This is a genomic window from Streptomyces sp. NPDC004435, assembly GCF_042873895.1.
Classification (GTDB): Bacteria; Actinomycetota; Actinomycetes; order Streptomycetales; family Streptomycetaceae; genus Streptomyces.
Genome location: NZ_JBIAMB010000001.1, coordinates 435,229 through 455,411 on the forward strand (window position 1 = coordinate 435,229; position 20,183 = coordinate 455,411).

Genomic DNA, 20,183 nt, shown 5'->3' on the forward strand with positions numbered 1-20,183 from the left:
CGACGCACATGGAAGCCGCGATTGTCACGATCCTGGCGCTTCTCTTCCTTTCCTTCGTGGCGCTCGGGGTCTACGCCACCGTGAAGGTGGTCAAGGCCACCAAGCGCGGAGTCGACCGCACCCTCGACCAGGCCCGGCGCACGGTCGAGGACACGACCCTGCGGGCCAAGAGCTTCGGGCAGGCCGGCGTCGCCGCCGAGCTCGCCAGACTGCGGCTCTCGCTGCGCACCTCGATGCGCGCCACCCAGGACGCGCTCCAGGCGGGGGCCGTCGAGGACGCCTCGCTGCGGGAGTCGCTCGACCTCTTCGCCCGGCTCAGCGCGCACGGCCGCGAGCTGGACGAGGACCTCAAGCGCCTGGAGCGGGAGCCGGACAAGGCGTACGTGGCCGGACAGCTGCCCGCGCTGACCGAGCGGACCGAGCGGATCACGGGCTCGGCCGACGCGCTGAGGCAAGCCGCCCGCGACCGGGCCCGGCGCTTCGCCGAGGACGACCTGGACACGCTGAGCGCCCAGATCGACGTGGAGGCGGGCGCGCTGCGCCACTGGACCACCACCGACCGGGAGACGACCGCGCCGGAGCCCGCGCAGGCGGCCTGGTACGAGACGGCCCCGGGACCGCAGAGCCAGGCGCAGACGTGGCCCGAGGGGCAGCCCCAGGCCGATGAGGGACCGCAGGCGATCACCGCGCCCGACCCCCGTACGACGGCGTACCCGTGGGAGAAGACGGCCCGCCCGGAGTCCGCCGGCTGAAGGCCGGGAGTCTGCCCGCCGGCCCTGGCGATCGGCTGTCCGCCAGTCGTGTGCGGGCCTGGCAGCAGGCTGTCCGTACGCCTCGCACGATCCTGGCGACCGGCTGTCCCCGGGTCTGCCCGCCGAGGTCGGGGGAGCCGGGGCGTGCGTCCACCGGGGCTTCTGTGGGATCGTCGGACCGGGTCTGACCGGGGCCGGGCTGCCGAGCGGCGGTCGTGGCGGGTAACCTCCCGCTCATGTCCCGGCATGTCGCGATCGTCACCGATTCCACGGCCTATCTGCCACCCCGGACGATGGAGCGGCACGCCATCACCGCGGTCCCGCTGACCGTCGTCATCGGCGACCGTGCCCTCCTGGAGGGCACCGAGATCTCTGCCAGATCGCTCGCCGAGGCACTGCAGAAGCGGCGGTCCGTCACCACCTCACGGCCCAGCCCCGAGGTCTTCGCGGCCACCTACCGCGAGGCCGCGGAGGCCGGTGCGCGCGGGATCGTCTCCCTCCACCTCTCCGCAGAGGTCTCCGGAACCTACGACGCCGCCGTGCTCGCGGCGAAGGACGCCCCCATCCCCGTACGGGTCGTGGACACCCGCATGATCGGCATGGCCCTCGGATTCTGCGCCCTCGCGGCGGCGGAGGTCGTGGAGGCAGGGGGCTCGCTCGACGAGGCCGTCGCGGCGGCCGAGAAGCGCGCCGGGGGCACCTCCGCCTACTTCTACGTCGACACGCTCGACTACCTGCGCCGGGGCGGACGGATCGGGACGGCACAGGCCCTGCTCGGCTCCGCGCTCGCGGTGAAGCCGCTCCTCGAACTCGACGGCGGACGCATCGAGCTGCGGGAGAAGGTACGCACCGCCTCGAAGGCGATCGCGCGGCTGGAGGAGCTGGCGGTGGAACAGGCCGGCTCCGGTCCCGTCGACATCGCCGTCCACCACCTCTCCGCGCCCGAGCGGGCCGACGCGCTCGCCGAACGCCTCAGGGAGCGGGTGCCGGGGATCGCCGACCTGCATGTCAGCGAGGTCGGCGCGGTCATCGGCGCGCACACCGGGCCGGGGCTGCTCGCCGTGGTCGTCTCGCCGCGCTGAGCCAGGCGGCTCTCACCCTTGTGGGTGAGGGAGTTGTCCACAGAGGCGTCGTTCTCCACGGAAGTCGGAGGGCGACGGCACGGGGGCGCCGCGGTCCCTACCGTCGCTGACATGGATCTTCGTACGGTTTCTTCGGCTTCCTCGGTCTCTTCCTCCTCCTCTGCCTCCTCTGCTTTTTCATCGGTTTCTTCGGCTTCTGCGCGTGCGCGTTCTTCGTCGTCCGCGTCTTCCTCACGGACCGGGCCCGGATCCGCGGGGCCTCGCCGGGGTGCCCCACCGGGACGGGCCCGGCGGCGGGTACGGGTCCGGCGGGTCCTCGCGCCGCCGGGGCCGGCCGGGGGCGAGGCGGGTGTCGTGCGGGAGCGGGGGGACGCGCTGTTCCCGCCTGCCGCGCCCGCCACCGAGCCGGATCCGGTGGCGGTGGTCGAGGAGCGGGTGCCCGTCGTCGTGGGCGAGCGGCGGTGGCGGGCCGCGGTGCGGGAGCGGTTGCCGCTGTGGGTGCAGACGCGGTGCGGGCTCGAACCGAGGTCGCTGGCGGCGCTCGGCGTGGTTCTGGTGGTGGCCGCCTGCGCCGCCGGCGGTTTCTTCTGGGCGGGCCGGCCGGAGCCGGTGCGCGCCCCGGAGGTGGTGCGGGCCGCGCCGGTGGCGGTCTCGCCTCCGGCGGTGCCGGGACCCGGAGCGACGGCGGCGTCGGGGACTCCGTCCCCCTCGGCCGAGGTCGTCGTGGATGTGGGAGGGAAGGTCCGCAGGCCGGGGGTGCTGACGCTGCCGGCCGGGTCGCGCGTCGCGGACGCGCTGCGCGCCGCCGGAGGGGTGCGGGCGGGCGCGGATCTCACGGGGATCAACCGGGCCCGGGTCCTCTTCGACGGAGAACAGGTGCTCGTCGGGGTCCCGGGCACCGTGGGCTCCGGGAGCTCGGGGGGCTCGGGCGGTGGAGGGCCGGGGCCCGGGGCGGGCGCGAGCGGTGTGCCGTTGAGCCTCAACACGGCGACGGCCGAGCAGTTCGACGGACTGCCGGGAGTGGGGCCGGTGCTCGCCCGGCGGATCGTCGACCACCGTACGGAACGCGGGGGGTTCCGCGCGGTCGAGGAGCTGCGCGAGGTCGACGGGATCGGAGAGCGGCGCTACGCGGACCTCCAGCCGTTGGTGCGGCCGTGACCAGGGCCGAGCCGGTGGCGGACGGGCTCCGCGCGGAGGAACCTCCGGAGCGGGGGCCGTCGGAGGAGGTCGACCTGCGGCTCGTTCCGCCCGCGCTGGCCGCCTGGGCGGCCGCCGCCGCGGCCCTGGGCGTGGCCGGCTGGTGGACGGTCGCGGGCGTCGGGCTCTGCCTGGCCGGGGCGGTCGCGCTGCTGACGCCGGCTGTGGCACGGCGGCTGACCGGGGGCTGGGACCCCGCCGCTTCGGGCGGTGGGACGGGCGGCGCTTCGGGCGACGGTCACGGCCGGGGCCGCGCGGGGTCGCCCGGGTGGCGGTTGAGGACCACCGCCTGGGCCGGGGTGCTGCTGTGCGCCGCGGCGGGGGCGGCTTCGGCGGGGCTGCACGCGGCGGACCTGCGGCGGGGCCCGGTGCCGGCGCTGGCACAGGAGTACGGCAGGGCCTGGGCGGAGGTCACGGTGACCTCGGACCCGAGGCTGACCCGGCCCCGGGTGAGCGGGCGGGCTTCGGTGCCGGCGTCGGTGGTGATGGACGCGGAGGTGGTGCGGGTGGACGAGGCGGGCGGTTCGGCCGTGCGGACGCGGGCACCGGTGCTGCTGATCGTGCCGCCGGGGGAGCAGCGGGACGCGTGGCTGCGGCTGCTTCCGTCCACCCGGCTCAGGGTCGGCGCCCGCTTCGCGCCGCCCGGGGAACCGGGGGATCCGTACGCGGCCGTGCTCAAGGCCAGGGTGGGTCCGCCGCGGATCGTGGGGCCGCCGAGCGCGCTCCAGCGGACGGCTGGGGAACTCAGGGCCGGGCTCCGGGCGGCGACCGACGGGCTCGCCCCGGACGCGCGGGCGCTGCTCCCCGGCCTGGTCGTCGGGGACACCTCCCGGATCGGCACCGAACTGCGGGAGGCCTTCGAAGCCACCGACCTCACGCACTTGCTGGCCGTGTCGGGAAGCAACCTGTCGATCGTGTTGCTCCTGCTCGTGGGGCCGCCGGGGCGGGCTCGGCAGGTGGAGCGGGGCGGGCTCGCTCCGCGGATCGGGCTCTCACTGCGGGGGACCGCGGTGGCGGGGGCGGGACTCACGCTGGCGTTCGTCGTGGTGTGCCGACCGGAGCCGAGCGTGCTGCGGGCGGCGGCCTGCGGGCTGGTGGTGCTGCTGGCGATCGCCACCGGCCGCAGACGGTCGTTGATCCCGGCGCTGGCCGGGGTGGTGCTGCTCCTGGTGCTGTACGACCCGTGGCTGGCACGGAGTTACGGGTTCCTGCTGTCCGTGCTGGCCACCGGGGCTCTGCTGGTGGTCGCGCCGGGGTGGAGCGACGGGCTGCGGCGGCGCGGGGTGCCGGGGCGGGTCGCGGAGGCGCTGGCCGCCGCGCTGGCGGCGCAGGCGGTGACCGCGCCGGTCGTGGTGGTCTTCGCGGGCCGGACGAGTCTGGTGGCGATCCCGGCGAACCTCTTCGCGGAGCTGGCGGTGGCGCCCGCGACGGTGTTCGGGTTCGTGGCGCTCGCCGTGGCGCCGGTGTGGGCCGCCGGCGCGAGTGGGGCGGCCTGGGTGGCGGGGTGGCCGGCCGGCTGGATCGCCGGGGTGGCTCGGGCCGGTGCGGAGCTGCCGGGTGCGGAGCTGGCGTGGCCCGGCGGCTGGTGGGGCGGGGCGGCGCTGGCGCTGCTCACGTGCCTGGTGGTGGCGGGGGTGCGACGGCTGCGGCACCGGACCTGGCTGGTGGTCGGGGTGACCTTGCTGCTGGTCCTCGTGGTGGTGCGGCCGGTGCCACTGATGCGGTGGGTGACCGGATGGCCGCCGCCGGGCTGGGTGGTCGCCATGTGCCAGGTGGGTCAGGGCGACGCCGTGGTGCTCGCGGCGGGCAGGGGCACGGGGGTGGTCGTGGACGCAGGGCCGGAGCCGGCGGCGGTGGACCGCTGTCTGCGCGAACTCGGGGTGAGACAGGTGCCGTTGCTGGTACTGACCCACTTCTTCTTTCAGCTGTTCAGATCTGTCTCATGAAGTGTGTGGTTCAGTCTCGCTGAGTTACGTACGAGACAGATGAGCCGAGGCAGTAGAAGGCTCTGGGAAGGGGTGGATGTGGAGCTTGCCTTCGTACAGTCCGAGTTACTGGAGAAGCACTTGGACACCGAGGTGATCTCCGCTGCTGAGGTGGCTGCGCTGCTGAAGAGGCGGGGGGTGCTTGACGGTACGCCGGTCTACCTCGACGAGGAGACGATGATGCCGCTGCCGCCCTTGTGTGACTATGGCCGGTACCTGGCCACTGCCTTGCTGGACGAGTCCACGCTGAAGGACTACGGGCGGGTGATCGGACGGGCGGACAGCCATCTGGTCGGTCTGCAGAGCGGCGTTCTGTCGGCGACGGAATCGGATCTTGTGGCCTATCGTGACGAGCGGACCCGGTGGCAGAGGAAGCCGATCGGCTGGGACGCGTGGAGCAAGGAATCGTTTGTCCTGGACGACTTATACGGCTTCCTGGTCGACCGCGGATTCCTTGCCCAGCGGCCGGTCAGAGTGGTGGCCCGGGGCCGCAACGCGCTGGCACCGCGACTCCGGTCGGGCATGGACATCCGGCACCTGACCCACGAGCAGTACCGGTACTTCCGGGACGTCGGGCTGGGCGGGCAGTTACCTGGCGCTGAGGTTGACCTGCAATTTCGCGGCTGGGCCCCGCTGCGTAATCGGGCCGGATCCGACATGGCCCTGGGATCGGGATCCCGGTGGCGGGAGTGGGCGACGGTGCTGCTTCCCGAGATCGGGCTCTGGCCCGGGATGCCGGGCGGGGCCGCAGAGTTCACTGTTCAGGCCTGTGCGAAGTACGGCAAAGCGCGGACCCTCTACTTCCCGGAGGACACCGTTGCCTCCGCGGAGCTGTTCTGCCTGCTGGAGCGCCCGGACATCGTCCGCAGAGCGGCCCGGGGCCTGGAGCGCAAGGCCCGCGACCTGTTCGTGGTGGGCGAGGTCGACATCGCCGGCGGCCGGCTGAGGGGCGTCCTTGACGGGGTCGTGCGCGAGTTCGAGATCTCGGCGATGCCGCCCAAGATACGGCGGATCACGGTGCACGAGGGCGAGTTCGGCCTGGAGGCGATGACCCTGTTCGTCTGCCGCGGCGGACTGATGCCCGGGGCAGACGCCTGGAAGAGCTACCGCCACCAGGCATGGGACCGGATGATCGCGCTCGCCGACGAGGCGACGCCGCTTCTGCCGAGACGGCGATGGAGGTGGCACGACCTGAGGCACACCTACGCCCTGCAGCTGCTCACCTACCTGGAGAACTTGATGGACGGCGAGGAGCCCGATCTGCAGGCCCGCCGCCGTCGGCACCGCTCTTACCTGAGCGGGCATATCCGGCACAACCCGCTGCTGATCGTCAGCCGCAGACTCGGGCACGCCAGCCCGGAGACCACCTATCAGTACCTTCAGTACACCGATGACCTGATCGACGAGTTCGAGGCCGCGTTCGCCAGCTGGGTCGGGGACGACGAGGCGACCTACGCCGAGATCGCCTCACACGCCCTGTCCGGCGAGAAGGGCGGCCGCTGATGCCGCCGAAGTCACGCAGGTCAGGCCGCACCAAGCAGGAGAGTCAGCGACTGAGGGCAGCTCTGGCGAACCCGGTCCCGGCGGGTGGTGTCGGGCTTCGCGTCACCGACGCGCCCGGCTATCCGCTGGCCGTCGACCCGGCGGAATACAACTGCTCCCTGCTGGCAGCACAGTTGGCGGACGAGTGGATCGAGTACGTGGCGGCGACCGGCATGACGTTCCAGGCCAAGGTCTATGCCCAGGCGGTCAACCGCTTCTGCGAGTACGTGGATACGCACCACGGCGAGGCGGCGGCGAAGACGTCGCTCGCTGACTCAGATCTGTTCACGTCCCTGGTCGGATGGGAGTTGTCCCTGCCCAAGGAGTACGCCGAGGGCTCGACCCGGCCGCGCCTGATCTCCGGTGCGCTTCGTACTCTGATCGTGCGCCGGGACGACCACCGCGAACGTCACGTTGCACCGGAGCTGGCCCGGCTGGCTCGAGGAGCCGCGCTCATCGGCTGGGGCGAGACGACGGAGCGGGACGAGTTCACACGCAAGGAGAAGCGAGCCCTGGTCAGGGCGGCCTGGCAGAGCGTCCACGCCACGCGCACGCGGCTACGCGACGGGTGGGCCCTGGCCGAGCAGGGACGGCGTCCCTCCGAGGGCAGCTGGACCAGCATCGCCGACCTGCTCTGGGGGCTGTCCCGCGACGAGATCACTCCGGACGACATTCGCCGCAACCTCCCGCTCCCGGGCCAGTGGCCGGCCGAGTTGCTGGCCTTTGCTGCCGGAGACGGAATCCTCGTTCCGAACAACGCGCGGTTCTCGCTCTGCTGCAAACTGTTTCTCCAGCTCTACCCCGCCGCCCGCGACCTGCACGCCTTCAGGATTCTGCTGATGGACGCCACCGGACACGCTTCCGAGGAGGTCACCTCGTTCGGCGAGTCCGAGGTGGAGTTCCTGCCCAAGGGCGTCCGGCTCACCCTGCGCAAGAACCGTGCCGGGCTGCTGCGGCACCGGGCTTTCCGCGACCGACCCGCCTCCGACGCACCCGAGGACGGGGACCTCATCGTGAACTGGCCGCGACGTGAGGCCAGCGAGGTGGTCCGCCAACTGCTGGAGGTCACTGAGCGGGTCCGCGCCAAGGCCCCGCACGTCACAGACACGCTGTTCGTCAGCGCATCCGTCCGGGGCTCGTTCACCGCGGTCTTCGGCCGCTGGAACCCCCAGGTCAGCGGCGCCTCCTTCGGCCACTGGCTGGATGCCATGGGAGTCGAGATCGCAGGCGACCGCAACATCGGCCGCCTGCGCAAGTCCGTCAAGGTCGAGAAGGCCATCGTCAGCGAAGGCCGCATCAGCGACGCTGCCGACGACCACACCGAGGAGACCTTCGCCAGCCACTACGCCCAGGGCACCACGTTGCGGATCATGTCCGGCCGCACCATCACCACCGCCCAGCAGCACTGGCTCGACCAGGCCCTCGCCCGCGTCGACGGCCCCACCGTCGTCGCCCCCAGCGACGACGAGGACCCCGGCCGAGACCAACTGCAGGAAGCAGGGCTGTCCCCTGACGAGGCCGAGGCCATCATGACGGGCCAGCTCGACATGGGCGTCTCACATTGCAGAAACCCCTACGAGTCGCCCTTCAGCCCGCCCGGCGAACTCTGCGCGGTGGCACCACTGCGCTGTCTGGAATGCCGCAACGCCTGGATTCTCCCCTCCAACCTGCCCCAGCTACTCCTCTTCGAAGATCACTTGAAGCGACTGCGCACGCGCCTGGCACCGCCGGTCTTCACCCGCCTCTGGGGGCAGAGCTGGGTGAACCTCCGCGCCGTCATCGCCGACCGCACGGACGAGGAAAAGATCCAGGCCCGCAAGCACATCGACGCCGGCGAAGCCGTGCTGGACCTGCCCCTGAACGCGAACACGGAGTTCGACACATGAGCCTCGTCCTGCCCCATCAGCGACGCCCCTCTCTCTTCCGTGACGACGAACCCGTCATCCAGGGACGCGTGTTGATGCACGGAGCCAACGTCCCCCGCTTCGGTGACACCGACACCTGGGACTTCAACGGCGTCCTCAAACGACCGGCCAACCTCACACCCGGCAACTGGAAAGTCCACTTCAGTCAGGAACTGGTGCATCCCTACTGGAATCTGCTGGCCCGTGAGTTCCTGATGCTCCTGGCCAACCAGCGTCACATGGCGGTGCTCAGCGCCGGTGTCGCCCTGGATGGCCCCTCCGACCCCCGGAGCCTGATCCACATCGCCTCGCACCTGCGGACGACGGCGCGATGGGCACGTGAGACGGGCATCTCACCGTATCCGGACGCCTGGGCTGTCGAAGACCTGCAGCAGCGCGTCAAGGACATGGCCCTCGGCGAGTCCTCCGCTCACACCATCCGCAGTCATGTGGCGACACTGAAGAGTCTGGCGGCGGCCGAGCCCCTGTTAAGTCTTCCCTGGCCGCACGGGGATCCGTGGCCGGGCAGGAGCGCACGCCAAGTTGCACAGGTCAGCACCGAGCAGAAGCTCTCAACTCCCGCTGTCCCGCCGGAGACGTGGTTTCCGCTGGTCCGATCGGCCTGGGCCTACATCCATCAGTTCGCTCCAGATGTTCTGCGGGCCGACCGCCGGCTGCGTGAGCTCCGTGCAGCCGCACGGCGATCCATGCACGGCCTCGATGCACGCCTCGAGAAGTGGCTTGCCGACGGCCGGAACCAGATCCCTCTCCACAGCCCGGCATCCCACTACGGCGACTTCGAGGTGAACTGGCGGATGCTGACGCTCCTGCTCGGCTACGACGACACGAAGATCAGGGCCTTCGACAGGCTCGCCGGCATCCGCAGAAAGCGCCGAGATCTGGTCCTGGAGGTGGTGGCCGCAGGGCGGGCGACGACGCATGGGCTGACCGGAGAACTGGTACAAGTCACCCGGGAAGACGGCAGCACGGGCCCCTGGCACCCCGGCATCGACCCCAGAACCTTGGTCAACCTGAAGACGGCGTTGCGCGATGCGGCGTTCGTGCTGGTGGTCGGATTCTCCATGATGCGCGACTCGGAGATCCACGAGATCTTGCGAGGATCCGTCGTCGAGCACTACAACGCTCCAGCGGTCTCCTCCACCAAGATCAAGGGAACCTCCAGTCGGCCCGGAAAGCACTGGTGGATCGCCGACCCCATCGTCGAGGCCCTCGCGGTCGCAGAAGAGGTGTCCCTCCACCCCGAACGCGTCTTCGCCTCCGTTCACTCCACCCGGCAGGACGACGGCACCGGAGACAGTGTCGACATGCTCGCCTCGTTCGTGCGGGTCGTGAACGCGGGCCGGTCCTGGTCGGGCCTCGACGAGATCCCCACCACCTACATCCGTCCTCACATGTTCCGCAAGACCATGGCGATGCTCACCGACCAGTTCCCCGGCTCCGAGATCGCCACTGGCATCCAGCTCAAGCACATGGCCGCCCGAGCCCTGGCCAACGCCACCACCCGCAGTTACGCGGCCTCCGACGACAACTGGGCCAAGTACCTCGAAGACGCCCTCGACAACGTCAAGTTCCGCAAGATCAAAGACCTCTATCAGCAGCACACTGCAGGCGAGGAGATCGGATTCGGCCCAGGCGCCGAGCGGGTCAAGGACGCATTCGACCAGATCGCGGAGACGGTCAAAGCCCGAATCGGCGACGCCCGCACCGCCGACACACTCCTGCGAACCACCCGAATCCACATCCGCTTCGGCATGCTCAACAACTGCACCGCCGACCACACCAACCCCGTCGGTGCCGTCTGCCTCGAAAACGCGATCATCCCCGACGGCCACATCGGCCCACTCGACTGGCGATGCCGGCCTGACCGATGCGCCAACAGCATGATCGGCCCCGAGCACCTCCCGATCTACGACTCCCACCAGCGCAAACAACTGGAGATCATCAACAACCCGGTGATCCCGACTGTCCGTCGAGACCTCGCCGAGCGCGAACTCGACATCGCCCGCAACGTCCTCGCGATGGCGGAGGAAGCTCAGTGACCGACACCGCCGGCACCCTCCGGGACGAGGTCAGCCCCAAAACCGCCGCTGCATTGCGGGCAGCCATGACCCGTCTCTTCGAAGGACGCCCCCAGCGCACAGACGGCCGCCTCACGAAAGAGAACCTCTACAAAGAAGCCCAGGTCAGCCGCGCGACGATGAACCGCGCGCACGCCGTCCTGGCCGAGTGGGACGCCTACGTCGCCACCCATGGAAAGAAGACGGCGGGTGAAGCACAACGCGACGCGGCCATCACGGAACTCAAGCGACGCCTCACCAAGAAGACCCAGGAGTGCACGCTCCTGGAGAACAAGTTGAAGGCCGCAGCCACCGCTATCGCCGCCCTCTACCACGACAACGAAGCCCTTCGACAGGAGTTGAACCGCGACGTCTCAGCCTCCGTCACGCCCATCCGGCCTCGCGGCCCCCGCCAACGACGCTAGCGCCCTGCTCAAGCGTCCATCGTTCCTCATCCCGCATGTCTCATGAGACACATCGAGCGCGAAGAACATGCCCACGCCGATCATGTGGCCGGCCTGCCGGGGGTGTTGAAGGGGCGGGCCGTGGGGGCGATCCAGGTCACGGGGCTCGACGAGCCGCCCGGCCAGGCGGAGTTCGTCCGTCGGTCGGCGGGCGCCGCCGGGGTGCCGGTGGTGCGGGCGGAGCCGGGGGAGCGGCGGCGGGCCGGGGCGTTGGAGTGGCGGGTGCTGTGGCCGCCGGCGGGGCCGGGGCCGGCCGGCGGCGGACCGAACGACGCCAGTGTCACGCTCCTCGTCCGTGGGCCGGGCGGGGTGAGTGTGCTGCTCCTCGGGGATCTGGAGCCGCCGGCGCAGCGCGCCCTGTGGCAGGCCCATCCGGAGCTGGGGGCGGTGGACGTGCTGAAGGTGGCCCACCACGGGAGCGCGCACCAGGACCCCGGTCTGGCCGCGAGGGTGCGGCCGCGCCTCGCACTGGTCTCGGCGGGGCGGGACAACCCGTACGGCCATCCGTCGCCGCGGACACTGGCCGCGTTGCGGGCCGGTGGGGCGCGGGTGCTGCGGACCGACCGGGACGGGGCGATCGCGGTGGCGGGTGCGGGGAGCGGCCTGGTCGCCGTGGCGCGGGGGTGGTGAGCGACGGTCCGCCGGCGGAAGGGCCTTTGCGACGAGGCCCATGTAAAGAACTGCTTGTAAAGGAATCTTTCTATAGATAGCTTTAGAACATGCGGGAGAACAGTGCGGAACAGCCCGGGGGCGAGAAGGCCCACAGCATCAAGCTGACCGATCCCCGGGCCCTGCGGGCCTACGCCCACCCCCTGCGGCTGACCCTCGTCGGGCTGCTGCGCAGGCACGGGCCCTTCACCGCGACCCGGGCCGCCGAGCTGACCGGGGAATCGGTGGCCAGCTGCTCGTACCACCTGCGGATACTCGCCAAGTACGGGCTCGTGGAGGAGGCTCCCGGCGGACGCGGCCGGGAGAAGCCCTGGCGGGCCACCGCCCGGTACACCGAGTGGCCCGGTTACAGCGACGACCCCTCGGTCGCCCAAGCGGCCGACGAGCTCAACGTGGCCGTCGCCGAGCGGTACTTCGGACGGTTCGTCCAGGTGCTGGAGAGCCGGGCGGGCATCTCGAAGGAGTGGCGGGAGGCCGAGCTGTTCGGCGACGCCCTGGTGTACCTCACCCCCGCCGAGCTCGCCTCCCTCGGTGAGCGGATCGACGCACTGCTCGGGGCCTACGCGGACCGCGAGGGCGACCCGGCCCTCCGGCCCCCGGGCGCGCGGCCGGTCAGCTTCATGAAGATCGCCTATCTGGACCCGGACGGCGGAAACGACGAAGAGGAGGAGTGACGGGGATGGCCCTCACCGCGCGGGTTCCGGCGCTGCTGCGCGAGCGGACGTTCCGCCGCTACTGGACGGGACAGACCGTCTCGCTCGTCGGTGACCAGATATCCCTCATGGCACTGCCGCTCGCCGCCGTGCTCGTGCTCGGCGCCGACGCCGCGCAGATGGGCTGGCTGAAGACCCTCGAACTCCTTCCGGCCCTGCTGCTCAACCTGCCCTTCGGGGCCTGGGTCGACCGCCGGGCCGACCGGCGGCGCATCATGATCGCCACGGACCTGGGGCGGGCCGCGCTGCTGCTCACCCTGCCCGTCGCCTACGCGCTCGACATGCTGGCGCTCGGCCAGCTCTACGCGGTCGCCCTCGGGGTGGGCGCCCTCTCGGTGCTCTTCGAGGTCTGCAACTCCACGATCTTCGCGTCCCTCGTTCCCGCCGAGCGCTTCGTCCAGGCCAACTCGCTGGTGAACGGAAGCCGTTCGATGGCCTGGCTCGCCGGGCCCAGCGTCGGCGGCGTCCTGGTGCAGGTCCTGACCGCACCCCTGGCGCTGCTGGCGGACGCCCTCACGTATCTGGTGTCGGCCGGCTTCCTGGCCAGGATCCGGCCCGACGAGCCCGCTCCGGCGCCCGTGGCGAAGGGACACTTCACGGAGGGCATCCGCTGGGTGGTGCGGGAGCCGTCGATGCGGGCGCTCTTCGCCGCCGCCGGCACCATCCAGTTCTTCAACTTCATGTTCCACACCCTCTTCGTCCTCTACGTCACCAAGGACCTCGGTCTCGGCGCGGGACTGCTCGGCCTGGTGCTCGGCACCGGGGCCGTCGGCGGTCTGCTCGGAGCGGCGTGCAGTGGAGCGGTCGTCCGCCGGATCGGCATCGGCGGCTCCCTCGTCGCCGGCACCCTGGGCTTCACCCTGCCGCTGGTCCTCATACCCGCCGCCGACGGGCCGCTTCCGCTCGTGGTGGGCGTGCTCTTCGCCGCCGAGTTCCTGTCCTGCGCCGGAGTCATGATCGTCGACGTGGCCGCCGGATCCCTCCAGATGGCCCTCATACCCGAGACCATGCGGGCCCGGGTCATGGGCGCCTTCCGCACCCTCAACCACGGCTTCCGCCCGATCGGCGCCCTCGCCGGCGGTGTGCTGGGCACGGCGATCGGCGTCCGTCCCACCCTGTGGGTCGCCACCGTCGGCGCCGTATTCGCGGTCCTGTGGCTCCTGCCCTCACCACTCCCGCGGATGCGTGAACTGCCCACCCGGGAGACGGAACCGGACGCCACCACCCCCTGACGCCGACCGGGCGGGCAGACTGCCCGTATGACCGATCATGAAGAGACCGCGGGGCTGTCGGACACCTCCGTGCGGCGCTACCTGGAGCGCATCGGGGCCCGGCGGCCGGACCGGGCCGACGCCGAGGCGCTGCGGGAGCTGCACCTGAGGCACCTGCTCACCGTGCCCTTCGAGAACCTGTCCATCCACCTCGGACAGGACATCGTCCTCGACGAGAAGGCGCTGGTCGACAAGGTGGTCGAGGCCCGGCGGGGCGGGTTCTGTTACGAGCTGAACGCCGCCTTCGCCGCTCTGCTCCGGGCGCTCGGCTACCGGGTCGAGCTGCTCCAGGCCCGGGTCCTCGGCCCGGACGGCCGGGTGGGGATCCCGTACGACCACATGGCCCTGCGGGTGGAGACCGCCGACGGGGAGCTCCTGCTGGCGGACGTGGGCTTCGGGGACCACAGCCACCATCCGCTCGCCCTCGACGAGCGAGGGGAGCAGTCCGACCCCTCGGGGACCTTCGTGATCGTGGCGGTCCCGGGGGCGGAAGGGGACCTCGACGTGGTGCGGGACGGGAAGCCGCAGTACCGGCTGGAGCCGCGACCGCGAGAGCTCGCGGACTTCACCGCGGGCGCCTGGTACCACCGGACCTCGCCGGAGTCCCACTTCACCCGCGGGGTGATCTGCTCGCTGCTCACCGAGGACGGCCGGGTCAGCATCGGGGGCCGGAAGCTGTACCGGACCGTGGCCGGCGAGCGCGTCGAGCGGGAGTGCGGGACGGACGAGGAGCTGCGCGAGGCGTACCGGGAGCTGTTCGGCATCACGCTCGACGAACTGCCCGTCGTACCGGGGCCGGGCAAGCGGAAACCGTAATTCGGACGTGTCGGAAGGAAGAGCGCGTTTGCCTCGAACACCTCAAGGGTGATCGAATACGAACTCGTTGCATAGTGAACGAGTCGCACGGGGGTGCGTTGAGGATGTTCGGTGGTCTCTTCGGGAAGCGCGGGAACGGCATGGCCGGCGGGCGGGGCGGTGCCCTCGCAGGGGTCGCCGTGCCCGCCTCGGCCGGGGTGCTGAGCTGCCGGGTGCTCGACCCCGTGCACGAGCCGCTGCGACAGGCGGAGTTCGCGCTCACCGACACGGCCGGCCGCAAGGTGCTGGGCGGGGAGACCGATCCGTACGGCACCCTCCTCGCCACGGTTCCGGCCGGCGAGTACCGGATCGCCGTCACCTCGGACGGGTACACCCCGCACCACGCCGCCGCCGTGGTGGAGCAGGGCGCCCACGCCGACCTCGGCGACGTCCTGCTCCAGGTCGCCCCGCAGCCACCGCTGCCCGAGCCGGGTGACTGGGAGATCGACCCCACCCACTCCCAGATCGGCTTCACGGCCCGGCACATCGGACTGGCGCGGATCCACGGCCGGTTCAACGGCTTCGCCGGCGCGATACGCATCGCCGACCGCATGGAACACTCCGCGATGCACGTCGTCATCGACGCCGCCTCCATCGACACCGGCGTCCAGATGCGCGACGACCACCTGCGGTCGAGCGACTTCCTCGACATCGGAGTCCACCCGACCATCGAGTTCTTCAGCGAGCGTTTCAGCCACCGGGGCGGCACCCGCTGGAACGTCACCGGAGCGCTCAGCCTCCACGGCGTCAGCCGCACGGTCACGCTGGACACCCAGTACCTCGGCCTCGGCAGCGGTCTCGAGGGCGAGCCGCGCTGCGCCTGCCGGGCCACCACCGAACTCCACCGCGAGGACTTCACCCTCACCTGGCAGACCCTGCTCGCGCGGGGCATCGCGGCCGTCGGCTCCAGCATCTCCATCGATCTGGACGTCCAGATCGTGCCGAAGGGCGGCCGTTAGGGGACCCGGCCGGTCAGGGGGCCTCCAGCCAGCCCTCGTACTCGGCGGCGAAGGAGTCCAGCGCCGACGGGTCGAGCCGGCCGCCCGGGTCCTCGACCACCACCAGCCACTGCGCGTCCTCGGCGTCGTCCTCGCCGGCCAGCGCGTCCCTGACCAGCTGCGGCTCCTCGGCCACCCCGAAGCGGCCGGCCAGCTCCTCGGCCACCTCCTCGGCGGCGTCGCGGTCGGGGAGCACCAGTACGTGTCGTTCACTCACCCGCCCATTCTCGCCCGGGCGGCGCCGGAGCCTCACCGGGGTCCGCTGTCGGTGGGCCGTGGGATGCTGGATCGCGATGGCCACCAGAAAGACTTCCAGCGACGACCTCCTCGGCCCCGTCACGCTCGCCGTGGGCCAGGAGGACCTGCTCCTCGACCGCGCCGTCCGGGAGGTGGTGGCGGCCGCCCGCGCCGCCGACGCCGACACGGACGTACGGGACCTCACCCCCGACCAGCTCCAGCCCGGGTCGCTCGCCGAGCTCACCAGCCCCTCGCTCTTCGCCGAGCGCAAGGTGCTGGTCGTGCGCAACGCGCAGGACCTCTCCGCGGAGACCGTCAAGGACGTCAAGGGGTACCTCGACGCGCCGGTCGAGGACATCACGCTCGTCCTGCTGCACGCGGGCGGAGCCAAGGGCAAGGGACTCCTCGACGCGGCCCGCAAGGCGGGGGCGCGGGAGGTGGCCTGCCCGAAGACGACGAAGCCGGCGGAGCGGCTGACCTTCGTCCGGCAGGAGTTCCGGACGCTCGGGCGGTCCGCCACGCCCGAGGCGTGCCAGGCGCTCGTCGACTCCATCGGCAGCGACCTGCGGGAGCTGGCTTCCGCGGTCACGCAGCTGACGGCGGACGTCGACGGGACGATCGACGAGGCGGTCGTCGGCCGGTACTACACCGGCCGGGCCGAGGCGTCGTCCTTCAACGTGGCCGACCGGGCCGTGGAGGGACGGGCGGCGGAGGCGCTGGAGGCCCTGCGCTGGTCGCTCTCGACCGGGGTCGCGCCCGTGCTCATCACGAGCGCGCTCGCGCAGGGGGTGCGGGCGATCGGGAAGCTGTCGTCCGCGCGCGGAGGGCGGCCCGCCGACCTCGCGCGCGAGCTGGGCATGCCGCCGTGGAAGATCGACCGGGTGCGGCAGCAGATGCGGGGCTGGACCCCGGACGGCGTCGCCATGGCCCTGCGGGCCGTCGCGGAGGCGGACGCGGGGGTGAAGGGCGGCGGGGACGACCCCGAGTACGCCCTGGAGAAGGCGGTCGTCGCGGTGGCGCGAGCCGCGCGGGCGGGTCGCGGGGGGCGCTGACGGGGCGGGCGGTCTGCTCTGGCGGGGCGGCTTTCCTGTCGGGGCGGTTCCGGGTGGAGTGCGGCGCGGTGGTCCGGTGCGGTGGTCCGGTGCGGGGGCGGCCGGTTCGCGGGTGCGGGTCGTCGTGGGTCGCCGTCTGCGAGGCCCCCCACCCCACCCCTTCCCGAAACCCTGCCGGGGGCTGACGGGCCGAGGCCGCCCGGACCGGTCCGCCGGACCCTACGGGCCGTGCCCGCGCGCCGGTGATGCGCGCCGGGCCTTTTGGGGCCCACAGGCCCGGGCCCGCGATGGTTACTGCGCTCGCGCAGCGCACGAGGCTCAGGCCCGCGGCGCGCGACGGGCGCGCGGTGGGGCCGCACTCCACCGTGGCCGGTCCGCGAAGCGTGCTGCGCGCGCGTGGCCCACAAGGCTCGGGCCTGCGGCGCGCTACGGGGTCGAGGTGGGGCCCTCAACGTGGCCGGTCCGCGAAGCGTGCCGGGCTCGTGAGGCCCACCAAGATCGGGCCCGCGGTGCGCGACGGCTCAGCGATGCGTTCCGGGGTCACGGGGCGCGCCTGGCTCGTGGGGCGAGTGCCCGGCGTGCCCGGCTCGTGGTGCGCGTGCCCGACTCGTGGTGCGCGTGAAGCCCGCGAGGCTCGCCGCGCGCGCCCGGTTCGTGATGCGTGCCGCGCTTGTCAGGTCCGCCGGGATGGGGCTCGCAGGGCAGGTGGCCGTCAGGCCAGGCTTCCGTGCGGAGGCCGTCCGTGGCTGCCGGGGCCGGCGGAAGGTGGGCAGCACGAAGGCCCCGGGCGTCCTGGGGAAGGAGCGGCCGGGGCCTTCGGGTTACCGCCTGTGGTCCCGTACACGCGTGGCGAACGCGTTTCGCGTACGGGCCGGGTGGCCGGGCGGGAGCGGTAGAGAGGGTCCGCTGGGTCCCGTACGGCCGGAGTACTGCCTGAGATCAGAAGATCCGGACTCAGCCCTGGAGGGAGGCAACCTTGATCGCCAGCGCCGACTTCTTGTTGGCGGCGGCGTTCTTGTGGATGACACCCTTCGAGACGGCCTTGTCGAGCTGACGCGAGGCGGCACGGGTGGCCACGGTGGCCTTCTCGAGGTCGCCGGCGGCGACAGCCTCACGGGCCTTGCGGATCGCGGTCTTGAGCGACGACTTGACGGCCTTGTTGCGCAGGCGCGCCTTCTCGTTGGTCTTGTTCCGCTTGATCTGGGACTTGATGTTCGCCACTGAGAGAGCCTTTACAGGTTCGATGTTTCTTCAGGTATGTGCCACGCAGCTGAGAGGGCACACGAGACACAGCCGTCCACGTTATCAGGCGCCCGCGCAAGCGCCCAAACGGCGGCCCGGGCCGCCCGAACCGGACGCCTGGCCGCGGGCATGGGACGATGGGGGCTACGTATCCGTTCCGAACATCGCCCGAGACGAGAACCCTGCGTGCCCGCGACTCCTACCAACGTGCCCGAGCCGAGCCGTACCGACCCGGCTCTGATCCGCAACTTCTGCATCATCGCGCACATCGACCACGGCAAGTCCACGCTCGCCGACCGGATGCTCCAGCTGACCGGTGTGGTCGACCAGCGGCAGATGCGCGCCCAGTACCTCGACCGGATGGACATCGAGCGTGAGCGCGGCATCACGATCAAGTCCCAGGCGGTCCGGCTGCCCTGGGCCCCCACGGAGGGGCCGGAGCAGGGACGTACGCACATCCTCAACATGATCGACACCCCCGGGCACGTCGACTTCACGTACGAGGTGTCGCGGTCGCTGGCCGCCTGCGAGGGCACGATCCTGCTGGTCGACGCCGCCCAGGGCATCGAGGCGCAGACCCTCGCCAACCTGTACCTGGCGATGGAGAACGACCTCACGATCGTCCCGGTCCTCAACAAGATCGACCTCCCGGCCGCCCAGCCGGAGAAGTTCGCCGAGGAGCTGGCCAACCTCATCGGCTGCCAGCCGGAGGACGTCCTCAAGGTCTCCGCCAAGACCGGCCTCGGCGTCGAGGCACTGCTCGACCGGGTCGTCAAGGACGTGCCGGCGCCCGTCGGTGTCGCCGACGCGCCCGCCCGCGCGATGATCTTCGACTCCGTGTACGACTCGTACCGCGGCGTCGTGACCTACGTCCGTGTCGTCGACGGGCAGCTCAACAAGCGCGAGCGCATCAAGATGATGTCGACCGGCGCCACCCACGAGTTGCTGGAGATCGGCGTCTCGTCCCCCGAGATGACGGCGTCCGACGGTCTCGGCGTCGGCGAGGTGGGCTACCTCATCACCGGCGTGAAGGACGTCCGCCAGTCCAAGGTCGGTGACACGATCACCTCGCAGTCCAAGGGCGCCACCGAGGCGCTGGGCGGGTACAAGGACCCGAAGCCGATGGTCTTCTCGGGGCTCTACCCGCTGGACGGCTCGGAGTACCCCGACCTCCGCGAGGCCCTCGACAAGCTCCAGCTCAACGACGCCGCGCTCGTCTACGAGCCGGAGACCTCCGCGGCCCTCGGCTTCGGCTTCCGCGTCGGCTTCCTCGGCCTGCTCCACCTGGACGTGATCCGGGAGCGCCTGGAGCGCGAGTTCGGGCTCGACCTCATCGCCACCGCCCCCAACGTGGTCTACCGCGTGGTCATGGAGGACGGCAGCGAGCACACGGTCACCAACCCGAGCGAGTTCCCCGAGGGCAAGATCGACGACGTGTACGAGCCCGTCGTGCGCGCCACGATCCTCGCGCCCAGCGAGTTCATCGGCGCGATCATGGAGCTCTGCCAGACCCGCCGCGGCACGCTCATCGGCATGGACTACCTCTCCGAGGACCGGGTCGAGATCCGCTACACCCTGCCCCTCGCCGAGATCGTCTTCGACTTCTTCGACCAGCTGAAGTCGAAGACCCGCGGCTACGCCTCGCTGGACTACGAGCCCACCGGCGAGCAGGCGTCCAGCCTGGTCAAGGTCGACATCCTGCTGCACGGCGACAAGGTCGACGCCTTCTCCGCCGTCACCCACAAGGACGCCGCCTACGCCTACGGCGTGCGGCTCGTCGCCAAGCTGCGCGAGCTCATCCCGCGGCAGGCGTTCGAGGTGCCGATCCAGGCCGCCATCGGTTCCCGGGTCATCGCCCGCGAGACCATTCGCGCCATCCGCAAGGACGTCCTCGCCAAGTGCTACGGCGGTGACATCTCCCGTAAGCGGAAGCTGCTGGAGAAGCAGAAGGAAGGCAAGAAGCGGATGAAGATGGTCGGCTCCGTGGAGGTCCCGCAGGAGGCGTTCATCGCCGTCCTGTCGAGCGACGAGTCCGGCGGCAAGAGCAAGAAGTAGCCACCCCGGCCGAAGCGAACGGGTCCGCGTGCCACCGGCGCGCGGACCCGTTCGTTATCCACAGGCCCTTACGTACCGGACCTCGGC

At 71.4% G+C, this 20,183-nt stretch carries 15 protein-coding genes and 2 pseudogenes; 15 read left to right on the forward strand and 2 right to left on the reverse strand.

Going from position 1 to position 20,183, the window contains the following annotated elements; genetic code table 11:
• Positions 1-8 precede the first annotated feature (8 nt).
• The 13 genes and pseudogenes from ACFYT9_RS01860 to ACFYT9_RS01920 all read left to right on the forward strand — a co-directional run bounded on the left by ACFYT9_RS01860 (position 9) and on the right by ACFYT9_RS01920 (position 15,471).
• Positions 9-752 carry a hypothetical protein gene (locus tag ACFYT9_RS01860; protein ID WP_389160288.1) on the forward strand — a complete coding sequence of 248 codons (744 nt, stop codon included), beginning with the start codon at positions 9-11 and terminating at the stop codon, positions 750-752.
• A gap of 236 nt (positions 753-988) precedes the next feature.
• Positions 989-1,834, forward strand: coding sequence for a DegV family protein (locus tag ACFYT9_RS01865; RefSeq protein WP_389160290.1), 846 nt, complete (start codon positions 989-991; stop codon positions 1,832-1,834).
• Between the two features lie 354 nt (positions 1,835-2,188).
• Entirely contained in the window at positions 2,189-2,992 is an 804-nt protein-coding gene (locus ACFYT9_RS01870; RefSeq protein WP_389160293.1) for a helix-hairpin-helix domain-containing protein, read from the forward strand.
• 14 nt (positions 2,993-3,006) lie between these two features.
• Positions 3,007-4,947 (forward strand): annotated as a pseudogene (locus ACFYT9_RS01875) (ComEC/Rec2 family competence protein); the annotation flags it as partial.
• Positions 4,948-5,055: 108 nt separating this feature from the next.
• Positions 5,056-6,519 (forward strand): hypothetical protein, encoded by a 1,464-nt coding sequence (locus ACFYT9_RS01880; RefSeq protein ID WP_389160296.1) that lies wholly within the window; start codon positions 5,056-5,058, stop codon positions 6,517-6,519.
• The gene (locus ACFYT9_RS01885; protein ID WP_389160298.1) at positions 6,519-8,444 is read left to right on the forward strand and encodes a hypothetical protein; all 1,926 of its coding nucleotides are present in this window, start codon (positions 6,519-6,521) and stop codon (positions 8,442-8,444) included. The genes ACFYT9_RS01880 and ACFYT9_RS01885 overlap by 1 nt, the downstream gene beginning before the upstream one ends.
• Positions 8,441-10,522, forward strand: coding sequence for an integrase (locus ACFYT9_RS01890; protein WP_389160300.1), 2,082 nt, complete (start codon positions 8,441-8,443; stop codon positions 10,520-10,522). The genes ACFYT9_RS01885 and ACFYT9_RS01890 overlap by 4 nt, the downstream gene beginning before the upstream one ends.
• Positions 10,519-10,965: a hypothetical protein gene (locus ACFYT9_RS01895; RefSeq protein WP_389160302.1), complete on the forward strand. Its 447-nt coding sequence runs from the start codon at positions 10,519-10,521 to the stop codon at positions 10,963-10,965. The genes ACFYT9_RS01890 and ACFYT9_RS01895 overlap by 4 nt, the downstream gene beginning before the upstream one ends.
• Before the next feature lie 66 nt (positions 10,966-11,031).
• Positions 11,032-11,634 (forward strand): annotated as a pseudogene (locus ACFYT9_RS01900) (ComEC/Rec2 family competence protein); the annotation flags it as partial.
• An 89-nt stretch (positions 11,635-11,723) separates the two neighbouring features.
• Positions 11,724-12,347, forward strand: a complete 624-nt coding sequence (locus ACFYT9_RS01905) for a helix-turn-helix domain-containing protein (protein ID WP_389160304.1) — start codon at positions 11,724-11,726, stop codon at positions 12,345-12,347.
• A 5-nt stretch (positions 12,348-12,352) separates the two neighbouring features.
• On the forward strand, positions 12,353-13,618 hold the full coding sequence (locus ACFYT9_RS01910) for an MFS transporter (protein ID WP_389160307.1): 1,266 nt from the start codon (positions 12,353-12,355) through the stop codon (positions 13,616-13,618).
• A gap of 27 nt (positions 13,619-13,645) precedes the next feature.
• Positions 13,646-14,473: an arylamine N-acetyltransferase gene (locus ACFYT9_RS01915; protein WP_389160310.1), complete on the forward strand. Its 828-nt coding sequence runs from the start codon at positions 13,646-13,648 to the stop codon at positions 14,471-14,473.
• Positions 14,474-14,577: 104 nt separating this feature from the next.
• Entirely contained in the window at positions 14,578-15,471 is an 894-nt protein-coding gene (locus ACFYT9_RS01920; protein WP_387270575.1) for a YceI family protein, read from the forward strand.
• Positions 15,472-15,484: 13 nt separating this feature from the next.
• On the opposite strand, the gene ACFYT9_RS01925 is transcribed toward ACFYT9_RS01920, so the two are convergent.
• A complete protein-coding gene (locus ACFYT9_RS01925) occupies positions 15,485-15,727 on the reverse strand; it encodes a hypothetical protein (protein ID WP_387270573.1) in 243 nt (80 codons plus the stop codon).
• Positions 15,728-15,803: 76 nt separating this feature from the next.
• On the opposite strand from ACFYT9_RS01925, the gene holA reads away from it, so the two are divergent.
• Positions 15,804-16,799, forward strand: a complete 996-nt coding sequence (gene holA, locus ACFYT9_RS01930) for a DNA polymerase III subunit delta (RefSeq protein ID WP_376595672.1) — start codon at positions 15,804-15,806, stop codon at positions 16,797-16,799.
• A gap of 954 nt (positions 16,800-17,753) precedes the next feature.
• On the opposite strand, the gene rpsT is transcribed toward holA, so the two are convergent.
• The gene (gene rpsT, locus ACFYT9_RS01935; protein WP_093876150.1) at positions 17,754-18,020 is read right to left on the reverse strand and encodes a 30S ribosomal protein S20; all 267 of its coding nucleotides are present in this window, start codon (positions 18,018-18,020) and stop codon (positions 17,754-17,756) included.
• 207 nt (positions 18,021-18,227) lie between these two features.
• On the opposite strand from rpsT, the gene lepA reads away from it, so the two are divergent.
• Complete coding sequence (gene lepA, locus ACFYT9_RS01940; RefSeq protein WP_376599114.1) at positions 18,228-20,096, forward strand: translation elongation factor 4; 1,869 nt, start codon at positions 18,228-18,230, stop codon at positions 20,094-20,096.
• The last annotated feature ends 87 nt before the right edge of the window (positions 20,097-20,183 follow it).